The organism is Pantoea sp. BAV 3049 (assembly GCF_009765445.1).
In the GTDB taxonomy this organism is placed as follows: Bacteria; Pseudomonadota; Gammaproteobacteria; order Enterobacterales; family Enterobacteriaceae; genus Erwinia.
The window spans coordinates 2,326,152-2,340,057 of record NZ_WHOY01000031.1; the positions used below are offsets into that span (position 1 = coordinate 2,326,152).

The window sequence follows — 13,906 nt, forward strand, 5'->3', positions numbered from 1 at the left end:
ATCGGGATTGAATGAAAACCCCTGTTCCAGGATTACAATTAAACGGAACTAAACAATCACAATGTGATTTATGTAGAATTTTCATTTCAATTGCAGTGCTATCTTCTGATGCCATATCACCCGATGAGTACCTCATTGGGTTATGTACTAACCTGCCTGTAACGGATAATCCAATAAAAGGGTAAATTATGTCTTTGCTGATGAATCTGAACCCACAACAAAGAAAACGATTACACCAGATTGCCTTAGTCGCTACGTTTGGTGGTTTGCTGTTTGGTTATGACACCGGGGTCATCAATGGCGCTTTCTCTTCTCTGAAAGCAGATATGGCCCTGACACCGACTTCCGAAGGTCTGGTGATGGGCGTGCTGCTGATCGGTGCCGCCATTGGCAGCGTCTGTGGCGGAAAACTGGCTGACTTCTTCGGCCGGAGAAAATATTTACTCTACCTCTCCTTTGTTTTCTTCTTCGGCGCGCTCTGTTCCGCACTCGCCCCCAACATCGCCAGCCTGCTGATTGCCCGATTCCTGCTGGGTTATGCTGTGGGAGGGGCATCGGTCACTGCACCCACCTTCATTTCTGAAGTCGCCCCCACAGAAATGCGCGGCAAACTGACCGGGCTGAATGAAGTGGCCATTGTTATTGGTCAGTTGGCCGCCTTCGCGGTGAATGCGGCGATTGGCTCCCTTTGGGGGCATCTCCCGGAAGTCTGGCGCTATATGCTGCTCGTGCAGGCTATCCCGTCAATTTTTCTGCTGGTCGGGATGTGGCGATCGCCAGAAAGCCCGCGCTGGTTGATCAGTAAGAATCGCCGCGAAGAAGCGCTGGTGATTTTAAAACAGATCCGTCCTGAACAGCGTGCCATTAAAGAGTATGAAGACATCATCATGCTGATGGACATTGAAAAGGAGAACAAGCTGCACGCTAAAGGTGCCTTCCACATTATTTTCAATACGCCGTGGATCCTGAAATTGCTGCTGGTCGGGATTGCCTGGGCCGCGATTCAGCAGACTTCCGGGGTTAACGTGATCATGTATTACGGTACGGAAATCCTGAAAAGTGCCGGGTTCTCTGAAAGAACCTCGTTGATCTGTAACGTGCTCAATGGGGTGTTCTCGGTGGGTGGCATGCTGTTTGGCGTACTGTATCTGGTCGATCGTTTTAAAAGGAAAACGCTGATCGTTAATGGCTTTGCCATTATGGCAACGCTACACCTGCTGATTGCCGTAGCAGACTACACGATGACCGGCGATATCAAGGCGACGGTGATCTGGCTGCTGGGCGCACTGTTTGTCGGCGTGATGCAGGGCACGATTGGTTTCCTGACCTGGGTCGTGCTGGCTGAACTCTTCCCGCTATAAATCCGTGGCCTGTCGATGGGTATTTCGGTGTTCTTTATGTGGATTATGAACGCGGTTGTCAGCTACCTCTTCCCAGTGATGCAGGCGAAACTGGGGCTGGGTCCGGTATTCCTGATATTTGCCGCCATCAACTACCTTGCGATCCTCTTCGTGATTAAAGCCCTGCCGGAAACCTCGAATAAATCGCTGGAACAGTTGGAAGCAGAGTTGTCGGCAGGCAGTGAAGAACATGCTGTGTTGGAAGCAATAAAAGGAGAAAGGTAATGCTCGATACGATCACCGTTGAGAATCTGCATCTCGGCTGCCATGCAAAAAATAAGGCCGAGGTTTTAGCCATGGTGGGGAAAGAGTGCCTGTTCAAAGGGTATGTCAGCCAGGATTGCGTCAGCTTTCTGAATGAAAGAGAGCGCCAGGTCTCCACCTTCCTCGGCAACGGCATTACCCTGCCGCATCTCCCCAAATCGGAAAAGCAGATCATCCTCAGAACTGGCGTGGAGATTTTTCAGTTTCCCGATGGAGTGATCTGGGACAGAAACAACGTCATGTTTATTGCCATCGGCGTGATTGCCAAAGAGAAAGAACATATTGATGTGCTGAAAGATATCGCATCTATTTTTAGCGATGAGGTCATTTCCAACGCGCTCTCACTGATTACCAGCAAGACGGACTTTCTGCGGATTTTGAATCGCAAATAGCAGGGACAAGCCCCATAGTATCCGGATTTAACTATGGGGCTGATGGTCGAAAATCGTCACAAAGCCTGAGCGCAAGCCCAGGCCGAGCTCCACGCCCACTGGAAGTTATAGCCACCCAGCCAGCCCGTCACATCTGCCACTTCGCCGATAAAATAGAGGCCCGGCACATCCCGCGCTTCCATCGTTTTCGAGGACAGGAGGCTGGTGTCCACGCCGCCGAGCGTCACTTCCGCCGTGCGGTATCCTTCGGTACCGTTCGGCTGTACGCGCCAGTTGTGCAGCGACTCCACCAGCTCACTTTGCTGGCGGCTGTTAAGCTGTTTCAACGTGCATTCCGGAACGTTGCCCAGTAGTTGCAGGCATTCAACCAGGCGACGTGGCAGCACTTTTGCCAGGGTGTTTTTCAGGCTCTGGTTCGGGTGCGCTTCACGCTCTTCATTAATAAAGGCATCCAGTTCACGCTCTGGCGACAGATTGATGGTGACAAACTCGCCGGGCTGCCAGTAGCTGGATAGTTGTAACACTGCCGGGCCGGACAGGCCGCGATGGGTAAACAGCAGCGCTTCTTTAAATACCGTGCCATCTTCCGCCGTCATGACTGAAGGTACCGCCACGCCGGAAAGCGTCTGCAGCTGCTCCAGCAACGGCTTATGCAGCGTGAAAGGCACCAGTCCGGCGCGGGTCGGGAACACCTTCAGGCCAAACTGTTCCGCGATCTTATAGCCAAACGGCGAGGCACCCAGACCCGGCATTGAGAGGCCGCCTGATGCAATAACCAGCTTTTCCGACTGCACCGTACTGCCGTTCAGTTCCAGCGTATACCCTGTATCATCACGCGCCACACTCAGTACTTCACTGCGCAGACGCAGCGCGACGTTCCCGGTCTCGCACTCTTTCAGCAGCAAATCGACAATCTGCTGCGCCGAGTCGTCACAGAACAGCTGGCCCAGCGTCTTCTCATGCCAGGCAATGCCGTGACGGTTAACCAGATCGATAAAATCCCACTGGGTATAGCGTGCCAGAGCGGATTTACAGAAATGGGGATTGTGAGAAAGATAGGCCGCCGGTTCGGTGTAAAGGTTAGTGAAGTTGCAGCGGCCACCGCCAGACATCAGAATTTTTCGCCCGGCTTTTTTGCCGTTATCAAGCAACAGCACGCGCTTGCTCCGCTGCCCCGCCTGGGCGGCACAGAACAGGCCAGCCGCACCGGCGCCAATAATGATAACGTCAAATTTATCCACAACTCGCTCCGCGCCACTGCTCAAAAACGGTGATTGTAATGTTCAGGGCGCGGGGATACCAGAGTCACAAAAGTGTCACAGCAGAAACATTTTACAGCACGATGATTTATAAGCATTTTAAGGGGGTAAATTCGATTTACTGACACATTAATGTCAAAAAAAGTCTATATTTCACTTTCCCCTGAGACAGGTTCTCGCGGATAATGCGCCGCGTTCATGTCCTCCAAAAAATGGCGTAACGCTTATGCTACATCTGTTTGCTGGTCTTGATTACCATACCGGCCTGTTACTCGTCCTCGCCCTGCTCTTTGTTTTGTTCTACGAAGCCATCAACGGCTTCCACGACACGGCAAACGCGGTGGCGACAGTGATTTATACCCGAGCAATGCGATCGCAACTGGCGGTGGTGATGGCCGGGGTATTTAACTTCTTTGGTGTACTGCTGGGCGGGCTGAGCGTTGCTTACGCTATCGTTCATTTGCTACCCACCGATCTGTTGCTCAATGTCGGATCGGCTCACGGGCTGGCCATGGTCTTTTCCATGCTGCTGGCGGCGATTATCTGGAATCTTGGCACCTGGTACTTCGGTCTGCCGGCCTCCAGCTCTCATACCCTCATCGGGGCCATCATCGGCATTGGCCTGACCAACGCGCTGATCACCGGAACCTCGGTCGTCGACGCGCTGAATATCCCGAAAATGATCGGCATCTTTATGTCGCTGGTGATCTCACCCATTGTCGGCCTGGTGCTGGCTGGCGGGCTGGTATTTATCCTGCGCCGCTACTGGAGCGGCAATAAGAAGCGTCGCCGTATTCATATGACGCCTGCGGAACGTGAAAAGATTGATGGCAAGAAGAAGCCGCCATTCTGGACCCGGATCGCGCTGATTGTTTCCGCTATCGGCGTGAGCTACTCACACGGTGCGAACGATGGTCAGAAAGGTATTGGCCTGATCATGCTGGTGTTGATTGGCGTGGCACCGGCTGGCTTCGTGGTGAACATGAATGCCTCCGGCTACGACATCGCCCGCACCCGCGATGCCGTCAACCATCTGGAGCAGTATTATCAGCAGCATGCTGATTCGCTGACTCACATCATCCAGATGGCTCCGCCGGTGGTTCCCACCCCGGAAGAGAGTGCCGGTGGCCCACATGAGTTCCATTGCGATGCAGCCCGGGCGCTGCCTGCTATTCAGCATGCCCAGAGCCTGCTGAATAACAACCTGCAAAGCTACGATGCACTGAGCGTTGAACAGCGCAGCCAGCTGCGTCGTCTGATGATGTGCATCTCCGATACCGCCGACAAAGCGGCCAAACTGCCGGAAACCTCCAGTGAAGATCAGCGCTACCTCAACAAGCTGAAAAGCGATCTGTTGAATACCGTTGAGTACGCGCCGGTATGGATTATCGTCGCGGTGGCTCTGGCGCTGTCGCTGGGTACCATGGTTGGCTGGCGTCGTGTCGCCACCACTATCGGTGAGAAAATCGGTAAGAAAGGCATGACCTACGCTCAGGGAATGTCGGCACAGATGACCGCAGCCGTCTCTATCGGCGTGGCCAGCTATACCGGTATGCCGGTCTCCACCACTCATGTCCTGTCATCCTCCGTCGCCGGAACGATGCTGGTCGATGGCGGTGGCGTTCAGGGTAAGACGATCAAAAATATCCTGCTGGCGTGGGTCTTCACCCTGCCGGTGTCGATTGTCCTGTCCGGTGCGCTTTACTGGATTGCCCTGAAGTTCGTTTAACGTTCTCAGCGGCGAAAACAGAAAAGGGTGGGACGGGTTCCCACCCTTTTTTTCATCGATCAGTGCCAGAGAAACAGGCCCACCAGGCTGATAATCACCAGTCCGCACAGTGCGCTGGTCAGGATAAACTGACCGCGAACCCGCTCGCAGCGGCGAATAAATTCATCGTCATGATGATCGCGATAGCGCTGTGACCAGATATAGCGAACCAGCCGCACCTGCTTGCCCGGTTGTCCATGAGAGGTGAAGAATCCTGCGCCATCCACGTACTGATACAGCAAAGGGTCGCACCCGCGAAGCACCACTAACAGCGCGCGCAAAGAGGAAAAGTAGCGCGCCATATTCACCACACAAACTACACACAGAGCCCAAAACAGCGCGATGGTGCTGATCATGATCCCCTCCCGGCAATCCATCAAAAGGGAGTGTTCAGCAGGGAACGCCGGACAAGCCCCACGATGACTAGCCAATCACTTCATTGAACCAAACAGAATTGTAGTTGTAACCGCAGAGCGACCGTTATTAGCGCATAACAAGCCGTTAATATCAGTGTAGGAGATTTGCTTAAAATTTTTCCAGCGATGTTTTTCGCTTCGGCAGGAAAGAGAGAAAAATTCATTTTGATCCCGCTCGCAAAGGCCGCGCACGCCATACTCATCTGTTAACAATCAGGGCTATACTGTGGGAGATAAGATAAGCGCCAGCAAAATAAATGCCGGGCGCGCGTCGCGAAATCCCACATCGTAAACATTACAACGGATTTCAATGTGTTAAGATGCCACAAAGACAATTTTGTCTTGCGGATACGCAGCCGCAACGAATGGAAGGAGTATCGTTATGTCTTACAAACACATTCTGATCGCAGTCGACCTTTCGCCGGAGAGTAAACTGCTGGTCGACAAAGCGGTTTCCATGGCCCGTCCCTACGATGCCAAAATTTCCCTGATCCACGTTGATGTGAACTATTCCGACCTCTATACCGGGTTGATCGACGTAAACCTGGGCGATATGCAAAAACGCATTTCCGAAGAGACCCACACGGCTCTGACCGATCTCTCTAACAGCGCAGGCTACCCGGTTTCCGAAACCCTGAGCGGCAGCGGCGATCTGGGCCAGGTGTTGGTTGATGCGATCAAAAAATACGACGTGGACCTGGTGGTTTGTGGCCATCATCAGGACTTCTGGAGCAAGCTGATGTCTTCAGCCCGCCAGCTGATTAATACCGTGCATATCGATATGCTGATTGTGCCGCTGCGCGACGAGGAAGACGAGTAGCTGCGTAATAAGGGCGGAATTGATTCCGCCCTTTCAGCAGAGAGGGCATGCCTTTAACGAAGAAACAGGATTCATTCGCCCACCAGCGGCGGGTAGATATCAAAACGGTGGCTTTTGGTCACCACCGCAGACTGCGTTGCCACACCGGCCAGCGGCGGTGCGTAGTCCGGACGCTTCACCACCACCCGTTTCTTCGCCAGTCTGCGTGCCGGTGCCAGCAAACCGTCCGCATCATCATCCGCGCCCACCAGCGTCTGGAATACCCGCATTTCCTTCTTCACCAGCGCGCTCTTCTGCTTGTGGGGATACATTGGATCGAGATACACCACGTCCGGCTTTTCGCTGATTTCACTCAGTGCCGCCAGGCTGGAAGCGTGGATCAGCGTCAGCCGCTCGCGCAGCCAGCCGCCAATTTCCGCACTCTGATAACCACGCTGCAGGCCATCGTCGAGCAGAGCCGCCACCACCGGATGACGCTCCAGCATCTGCACCCGGCAGCCCAGTGAGGCGAGCACAAACGCATCCCGTCCCAGCCCTGCCGTAGCATCAACCACCGCCGGCAGATAGCTGCCCTTGATGCCCACCGCTTTTGCCACCGCTTCTCCCCTGCCGCCGCCGAAGCGACGACGGTGAGCCATGGTACCCTCAACAAAATCGACAAAGATCCCGCCCAGCTTCGGCTCATCCCGCTTGCGCAGCTCCAGATGGGTTGGCGTCATCACTAACGCCATTATCGCCCCGTCATCGTGCTCCAGCTGCCAGCGTGCGGCCAAAACAGATAAGGCGCCGTCTCCGGCGCCCGATTCATCAATTAAAGCAATCTTCACTACGCCTGTTCCTGAATTCCGTAATGATCCAGCATGGCGTCCAGCTGTGGTTCACGACCGCGGAAGCGTTTGAACAGCTCCATTGGCTCTTCCGAACCGCCACGGGTCAGGATGTTATCCAGGAAAGACTGGCCGGTTTCACGGTTGAAGATCCCTTCTTCTTCGAAACGAGAATAAGCATCAGCCGCCAGCACGTCAGCCCACAGATAGCTGTAGTAACCCGCCGCGTAGCCACCGGCAAAGATATGGCTGAAGGCGTGTGGGAAGCGGCCCCATGACGGGCTTGGCACCACGGCCACCAGCTTTTTAATCTCTTTAAGCATCTCAAGGATCTGCGCACCTTTCGCCGGGTCAAACTCGGCGTGCAGGCGGAAGTCGAACAGGCCGAACTCCAGCTGACGCAGGATAAACAGCGCCGCCTGGTAGTTTTTTGCCGCCAGCATTTTATCCAGCAGCTCCTGCGGCAGCGGCTCACCGGTTTCATAATGGCCGGAGATAAACGCCAGCGCTTCCGGCTCCCAGCACCAGTTTTCCATAAACTGGCTCGGCAGTTCGACCGCATCCCATGGCACACCGCTGATGCCGGACACGCCCGGAGTTTCGATGCGGGTCAGCATATGATGCAGGCCGTGACCGAATTCATGGAACAGCGTAGTCACCTCGTCGTGAGTGAATAGCGCAGGTTTGCCCGCCAGCGGACGGTTGAAGTTACAGGTCAGGTAAGCAACCGGCTTCTGCAGCGTTCCATCGGCTTTACGCATCTGTCCCACGCAGTCATCCATCCAGGCTCCGCCACGCTTGTGCTCACGTGCGTACAGATCCAGATAGAAGCTGCCGCGCAATTCGCCGCTCTCGTCGAACAGGTCAAAGAAGCGGACGTCAGGATGGTAAACATCCACATCTTTACGCTCTTTTGCGGTGATACCATAAATGCGTTTCACCACTTCAAACAGGCCGCTCACCGCACGCTCTTCCGGGAAGTAAGGACGCAGCTGTTCGTCGCTGATGGCATACAGGTGCTGCTTCTGTTTTTCGCCGTAATAAGTCAGATCCCACGGATTCAGCTCGTCAATGCCGTGCTCTTTCTTCGCGAAGGCACGCAGCTGCTCCAGCTCTTTCTCAGCCTGGGGACGAGCGCGTTTCGCCAGGTCGGTCAGGAAGTCAGTGACCTGGGCCGGATTCTCGGCCATTTTGGTCGCCAGTGATTTATCCGCGTAAGAGTCGAAGCCCAGCAGTTGAGCCAGCTCATGACGCAGCGCCAGCTCTTCAGCCATCACTTCGCTGTTGTCCCACTTACCGGCATTCGGTCCCTGATCGGAAGCGCGGGTTGAATAGGCACGATACAACTCTTCGCGCAGGGCCTGGTTGTCGCAGTAGGTCATCACTGGCAGATAGCTTGGGATATCCAGCGTCAGCAGCCAGCCCTGCTGTTCTTTCGCTTCAGCCTGAGCTTTAGCCGCGCCCAGCGCACTTTCCGGCATTCCGGACAGTTCACTCTCTTCAGTAATCAGCTTGCTCCAGCCCATGGTGGCGTCGAGCACGTTGTTGCTGTATTTCGAACCCAGTTCGGACAAGCGTGCGGCAATCTCACCGTAGCGCTTCTGCTTCTCTTTCGACAGGCCAATACCGGACAGTTCGAAGTCACGCAGCGAGTTATCGACCGCTTTCTTCTGTGGGGCACTCAGCCCTTCGTAGCTGTGCTCTTTCAGGTTGCGATAAGCCTGATACAGACCTTCATGCTGACCAACCCAGGTGCTGTACTCGGACAGCAGCGGCAGCGTCTGCTCATAGGCTTCACGCAGCTCCGGGCTGTTTTTCACCGAATTCAGGTGGCTGACCGGGGAGAACAGACGCCCCAGACGATCGTCCACTTCCGCCAGCGGCTGAACCAGATTCTCCCACGTGTAAGGCGTGCCCTGGGCCACGGCTTTTTCCACCGCCGCACGGCAATCATCCAGAGCCTGAGTCACAGCTGGCACAACGTGTTCTGGTTTGATAGCGGAGAAAGGAGGAAGCGTGAAAGATGTGAGTAGCGGATTGGTCATAGCGCAGTCCTTGTTCATGGTATGTTTGAAGCGCGGTTTAACACGCGATTAAGCTAACATGAGGCTAAGTGTAGTGAAAATCAAGGCGGGGCAGAGACAGCCGCCTGCCGCACTAATCTATTTGCCTGTAAAGCGGGCTGGTAGCATACTTTTGCCGCCAGCTTGCTGGTACTTTTGGTCATAAAACAGGGAGCGTCCTACCATGTGGTATCTTTTAGCCGCATCGTTATTCTTATTACCTTTTCATCTGCGGGCCTCACTGGGCCTGCTGGCGATTTCGGTGGTGTTCGCAGTTGTTAACCACACTCTGCAACCGCTGGGGATTATTGCTCTGGCACTGATGGCGGTGGTCGCCATTTACTGTGGCAGGCAGAAAGATCAGTCCGCGTTCGCCCTGCCGGGAGAAATCCTTCTGGTGGCCAGTGCGGCCGCGCTGATGCTGCATCTGATCCCGGGCTTCAATAATCAGCTGATCGTTTCCAGCGTGCGGGCCGGGCCGGAGAGCGCACCTTTCACTTTTTGGTACAACTTCGATAAGTCGCTGATCCCATTCCTGCTGCTGGGCTGCATGCCCACGTTGCTGAAACGCCCGGCCGAGCCGCCGGCCAACAAGCTGTGGTGGCTGGTGTTGCTGCTGGCGATGCCGATCCTGCTGCTGGTTGCCACGCTGGCTGGCGGACTGCGCGTTGAGCTGCATCAGCCCGAATGGCTGGGTTCATTTATGCTGGCTAACCTGTTCTTCGTTTCACTGGCGGAAGAGGCGCTGTTTCGCGGCTACATTCAGCAGCGGCTGAGCCAGCTGGCGGGCAATACATGGGGACTGGTAATTGCGGCGGTGGTATTCGGTCTGGCGCATTCTGCTGGCGGGCCGCTGCTGGTGTTCTTCGCGGCCCTGACCGGTGTGATCTACGGCCTGGCGTGGCTGTGGAGCGGGCGGATCTGGGTCTCCACGCTGGTACATTTCGGCTTTAATATGCTTCATTTGCTGTTTTTCACCTATCCGGTCTGGCAGCACCAGCCAGGATAACAGAGCAATTTCCCCTGCGGACGGTTATACTGTCCGCAACCTGTGCCGCTCAGGCGGTACAATCGCTTTAATACCGGAAAGATCCCACGACATGCTGAGTTATCGCCACAGTTTTCATGCCGGCAACCACGCCGACGTTCTCAAACACACCGTTCAGAGCCTGATCATCGATGCGCTTAACGAGAAAGAGAAGCCTTTCCTGTATCTCGACACCCATGCCGGTGCCGGACGCTATCAGCTGAGCGGCGAGCACGCCGAACGCACGGGTGAGTATCTGGAGGGGATTGCCCGCATCTGGCAGCAGGACGATTTGCCGGAAGAGCTGGCCAGCTATATTTCCTGCATTCAGGCGCTGAACCCGAACGGCAAGCTGCGCTACTACCCGGGTTCACCGCTGATCGCCCGTCACCTGCTGCGCGCTGATGACAAACTCAGCCTGACCGAGCTGCATCCGAGCGACTATCCGCTGCTGCGTAATGAGTTCCAGAAAGATGAACGTGCCCGCACTGAACGCGCCGATGGTTACCAGCAGCTGAAGTCCAAACTGCCGCCTCCTTCCCGCCGCGGCCTGATCCTTATCGACCCACCCTATGAAATCAAAACCGATTACCAGGCGGTGGTGAAAGGGATTCAGGAAGGTTACAAGCGCTTTGGTACCGGCGTTTATGCGCTGTGGTATCCGGTGGTGCTGCGTCAGCAAATCAAGCGTATGTTCTCCGAGCTGGAAGCGACCGGCATCCGCCGTATTCTGCAGATTGAACTGGCGGTGCGCCCGGACAGCGATCAGCGAGGGATGACCGCTTCCGGCATGGTGGTGATCAACCCTCCGTGGAGACTGGAGCAGCAGATGAATAACGTGCTGCCGTGGTTGCACAAACATCTGGTACCCGCCGGAACCGGCCACACCAAAGTCAGCTGGATTGTACCTGAGTAAGAACTGAAAGCGTGGGACGAAGAAATTCGTCCCACGCTGCCCTCACTGGTCAGAAACGAAATACCGAAAAGTCATGCGCCATCTCGGTTTCCGGGAAGATTGCCCGGCACTCCGCCACTAAACGTTCCGTATCTTCCCGCAGATAACGCGAGCTGAGATGCGTCACTATCAGCTTTTTCGCCCCCGCCTGTTTCGCCACCGTGGCTGCCTGCACGGTTGAAGAGTGTCCCCGGCCATTGGCCTTTTCTTCCAGCGCCACTTCCAGCGTGGCCTCATGCACCATCACATCCGCACCGGCAGCCAGTTCAAGCGCGGCAGGCGTCGGGCTGGTATCGCCAAATATAGCCAGCGTCAGCCCCGGCACCGACGGGCCGAGGTAGTGACGGCCATCGACAACCTGGCCATCTTCCATCGTCACCGTTTTCCCCAGTTTGAGCTGCTGGAACAGATGGCCCGGCTTGATCCCGTCGGCCAGCAGGCTTTCAGCATCCAGCGTTCCCGGCTTATCCTGTTCTTCTATCCGGTAACCGTAACATTCAACAGGGTGCGTCAGCGGGTAAGCCGTCACGCGAAAATGCTCATCGTCAAAGACTTCTCCGGCAGTGATTTCGACAATCTCCAGCGGGAAAGTCAGCCACGAACCACTCAGGCTGAGCGCGGTTTCCACAAAGGTCTTAATCCCCTTTGGCCCATACAGCGTGATGGGATCTTTGATGCCGTTCATCGAGCGGCTGGTCAGCAAACCTGGCAGGCCAAATACGTGATCGCCATGCAGGTGGGTGATAAAAATTTTCTCCAGCCTGGCGATCTTTACCGGGCTACGCAGCATCTGATGCTGGGTGCCCTCACCGCAGTCAAACAGCCAGCAACAGCTGCGCGCTCCCTGCAAATTCAATGCGATACTGGTGACATTACGCAGGCGGCTGGGTGTTCCCCCGCCGGTTCCTAAAAATAGCAGTTCCATCCGGCCTCTCTCTGCCAGTTGATAAGCGAAAACAGCGATCGCAGTCGCAGTAAATCGTGATTATTACTGATTTCGGCGTGCCTGCCCTATCACAATCATAGACGCAAACTTTGCGGCATTCGGTCGAGTGGCGTTACACTCTATGCCAATTAACTTCACTGACTTATGGAACCCTCTCGATGACCAGACATTATGACTACCTCGCCATCGGTGGCGGCAGCGGCGGCATTGCCTCAATTAACCGCGCGGCCATGTACGGACAAAAATGCGCGCTGATCGAAGCAAAAGATCTGGGCGGCACCTGTGTAAACGTTGGGTGTGTGCCGAAAAAAGTGATGTGGCATGCAGCGCAGATCGCCGAAGCGATCCACCAGTACGGTCCGGACTATGGCTTCAACACCACGGTGAACAGCTTCGATTGGGCTACGCTGGTTAAAAACCGCAGCGCTTATATCGATCGCATCCATACCTCTTACGATAACGTCCTGGGTAAAAACAAAGTTGACGTGATCAAAGGCTACGCCCGCTTTGTGGACGCCCACACTGTGGAAGTGAACGGTGAGAAAATTACCGCTGACCATATCCTGATTGCGACCGGTGGCCGTCCAACCCATCCGTCCGTTCCTGGCGCGGAATACGGTATCGATTCTGACGGCTTCTTTGAGCTGGATGCCCTGCCAAAACGCACTGCCGTTGTCGGTGCGGGTTACATTGCCGTTGAAATTGCTGGCGTGGTCAACGCACTGGGCTCTGAAACGCATCTGTTTGTGCGTAAACATGCGCCGCTGCGTACTTTCGATCCGCTGATCGTGGAAACGCTGGTTGAAGTGATGAATGCCGAAGGCCCGACGCTACACACTGAATCCATCCCGAAAGCGGTAATCAAAAATGCGGACGGCAGCCTGACTCTGCAGCTGGAAAACGGCAAAGAGCAGACCGTGGATTGTCTGGTGTGGGCAATTGGGCGCGAACCAATGACCGATAACCTGAACCTGGACGTCACCGGCGTGAAGCTGAACGAAAAGGGCTATATCAGCGTTGATAAATACCAGAACACCCATGTTTCCGGCATCTATGCGGTCGGTGATAACACCGGGGCTGTTGAGCTGACTCCGGTGGCTGTTGCAGCGGGTCGCCGTCTGTCTGAGCGCCTGTTTAACAATAAACCGGAAGAGCATCTGGATTACAGCAACGTGCCAACCGTGGTATTCAGCCACCCGCCAATCGGCACCGTGGGCCTGAGCGAGCCGGAAGCGCGTGAGAAGTACGGCGATGACGAAGTGAAAGTATATAAATCCGCCTTCACCGCCATGTATACCGCCGTCACTCAGCACCGGCAGCCATGCCGCATGAAGCTGGTCTGCGTGGGTAAAGAAGAGAAGATCGTCGGTATTCACGGTATCGGCTACGGCATGGACGAAATGCTGCAGGGCTTCGCCGTGGCGCTGAAAATGGGCGCAACCAAGAAAGACTTCGATAACACCGTTGCTATCCATCCAACCGGTTCGGAAGAATTTGTGACCATGCGCTAATCAGCGCCTGTTCACAGGCATTTTTCCCCCCCGTCGTAAAGAAGCTCCGCCCGGAGCTTCTTTTTTTATCAAAAATCTGTCCTGTACTATATCCCTATCAAAGCAAGGCCTTTCACCTTGCCCTAATCTTTACTCCGTGAGCCATAGTGCGCCCGTCAGGAAATATTTTCGTGCCTTAATGAAAGGTAATGACTATTAAATCCGTAGGTCTTTACAGATAGGACTTATCATGAAAGGCGACTATCGTAATAAAAAATC

General features: G+C 54.9%; 11 protein-coding genes and 1 pseudogene. 7 read left to right on the forward strand and 5 right to left on the reverse strand.

The window, feature by feature from the left end; genetic code table 11:
• Positions 1-188 precede the first annotated feature (188 nt).
• A pseudogene (locus GSQ70_RS11770) lies at positions 189-1,625 on the forward strand (sugar porter family MFS transporter).
• Positions 1,625-2,056, forward strand: coding sequence for a PTS sugar transporter subunit IIA (locus GSQ70_RS11775; protein ID WP_158782714.1), 432 nt, complete (start codon positions 1,625-1,627; stop codon positions 2,054-2,056). Before GSQ70_RS11770 ends, GSQ70_RS11775 begins: the two are co-directional and overlap by 1 nt.
• A 56-nt stretch (positions 2,057-2,112) precedes the next feature.
• Here the strand turns inward: GSQ70_RS11775 and GSQ70_RS11780 are convergent, their stop codons facing one another.
• A complete protein-coding gene (locus tag GSQ70_RS11780; protein ID WP_158782715.1) occupies positions 2,113-3,297 on the reverse strand; it encodes an NAD(P)/FAD-dependent oxidoreductase in 1,185 nt (394 codons plus the stop codon).
• A gap of 244 nt (positions 3,298-3,541) precedes the next feature.
• Between GSQ70_RS11780 and pitA the strand changes: the two genes are divergently transcribed.
• Positions 3,542-5,044, forward strand: coding sequence for an inorganic phosphate transporter PitA (gene pitA, locus GSQ70_RS11785; protein ID WP_158782716.1), 1,503 nt, complete (start codon positions 3,542-3,544; stop codon positions 5,042-5,044).
• A 59-nt stretch (positions 5,045-5,103) separates the two neighbouring features.
• Here pitA and uspB read toward each other — a convergent pair whose 3' ends face one another.
• Positions 5,104-5,439, reverse strand: a complete 336-nt coding sequence (gene uspB, locus GSQ70_RS11790; protein WP_158782717.1) for a universal stress protein UspB — start codon at positions 5,437-5,439, stop codon at positions 5,104-5,106.
• A gap of 442 nt (positions 5,440-5,881) precedes the next feature.
• Between uspB and uspA the strand changes: the two genes are divergently transcribed.
• On the forward strand, positions 5,882-6,319 hold the full coding sequence (gene uspA, locus GSQ70_RS11795) for a universal stress protein UspA (protein ID WP_158782718.1): 438 nt from the start codon (positions 5,882-5,884) through the stop codon (positions 6,317-6,319).
• A 71-nt stretch (positions 6,320-6,390) separates the two neighbouring features.
• Here the strand turns inward: uspA and rsmJ are convergent, their stop codons facing one another.
• Together rsmJ and prlC are read right to left on the reverse strand one after the other, a co-directional pair.
• The gene (gene rsmJ / locus GSQ70_RS11800; RefSeq protein WP_158782719.1) at positions 6,391-7,146 is read right to left on the reverse strand and encodes a 16S rRNA (guanine(1516)-N(2))-methyltransferase RsmJ; all 756 of its coding nucleotides are present in this window, start codon (positions 7,144-7,146) and stop codon (positions 6,391-6,393) included.
• Positions 7,146-9,191, reverse strand: a complete 2,046-nt coding sequence (gene prlC, locus GSQ70_RS11805; RefSeq protein WP_158782720.1) for an oligopeptidase A — start codon at positions 9,189-9,191, stop codon at positions 7,146-7,148. The genes rsmJ and prlC overlap by 1 nt, the downstream gene beginning before the upstream one ends.
• A 202-nt stretch (positions 9,192-9,393) precedes the next feature.
• Between prlC and GSQ70_RS11810 the strand changes: the two genes are divergently transcribed.
• Together GSQ70_RS11810 and GSQ70_RS11815 are read left to right on the forward strand one after the other, a co-directional pair.
• Positions 9,394-10,218 carry a CPBP family intramembrane glutamic endopeptidase gene (locus tag GSQ70_RS11810; protein ID WP_158782721.1) on the forward strand — a complete coding sequence of 275 codons (825 nt, stop codon included), beginning with the start codon at positions 9,394-9,396 and terminating at the stop codon, positions 10,216-10,218.
• Positions 10,219-10,309: 91 nt separating this feature from the next.
• Positions 10,310-11,152, forward strand: coding sequence for a 23S rRNA (adenine(2030)-N(6))-methyltransferase RlmJ (locus GSQ70_RS11815; protein WP_158782722.1), 843 nt, complete (start codon positions 10,310-10,312; stop codon positions 11,150-11,152).
• 49 nt (positions 11,153-11,201) lie between these two features.
• On the opposite strand, the gene rnz is transcribed toward GSQ70_RS11815, so the two are convergent.
• Entirely contained in the window at positions 11,202-12,116 is a 915-nt protein-coding gene (gene rnz, locus GSQ70_RS11820; protein ID WP_158782723.1) for a ribonuclease Z, read from the reverse strand.
• A gap of 179 nt (positions 12,117-12,295) precedes the next feature.
• On the opposite strand from rnz, the gene gorA reads away from it, so the two are divergent.
• A complete protein-coding gene (gene gorA, locus GSQ70_RS11825; RefSeq protein ID WP_158782724.1) occupies positions 12,296-13,648 on the forward strand; it encodes a glutathione-disulfide reductase in 1,353 nt (450 codons plus the stop codon).
• Positions 13,649-13,906: the final 258 nt, after the last annotated feature.

Bases quoted from the DNA above. Each gene is read 5' to 3' on its own strand.
- GSQ70_RS11775 (WP_158782714.1), top strand. From the start codon at position 1,625: ATGCTCGATACGATCACCGTTGAGAATCTGCATCTCGGCTGCCATGCA.
- pitA (WP_158782716.1), top strand. From the start codon at position 3,542: ATGCTACATCTGTTTGCTGGTCTTGATTACCATACCGGCCTGTTACTC.
- uspB (WP_158782717.1), bottom strand. From the start codon at position 5,439: ATGATCAGCACCATCGCGCTGTTTTGGGCTCTGTGTGTAGTTTGTGTG.
- uspA (WP_158782718.1), top strand. From the start codon at position 5,882: ATGTCTTACAAACACATTCTGATCGCAGTCGACCTTTCGCCGGAGAGT.
- prlC (WP_158782720.1), bottom strand. From the start codon at position 9,191: ATGACCAATCCGCTACTCACATCTTTCACGCTTCCTCCTTTCTCCGCT.
- GSQ70_RS11810 (WP_158782721.1), top strand. From the start codon at position 9,394: ATGTGGTATCTTTTAGCCGCATCGTTATTCTTATTACCTTTTCATCTG.
- GSQ70_RS11815 (WP_158782722.1), top strand. From the start codon at position 10,310: ATGCTGAGTTATCGCCACAGTTTTCATGCCGGCAACCACGCCGACGTT.
- rnz (WP_158782723.1), bottom strand. From the start codon at position 12,116: ATGGAACTGCTATTTTTAGGAACCGGCGGGGGAACACCCAGCCGCCTG.
- gorA (WP_158782724.1), top strand. From the start codon at position 12,296: ATGACCAGACATTATGACTACCTCGCCATCGGTGGCGGCAGCGGCGGC.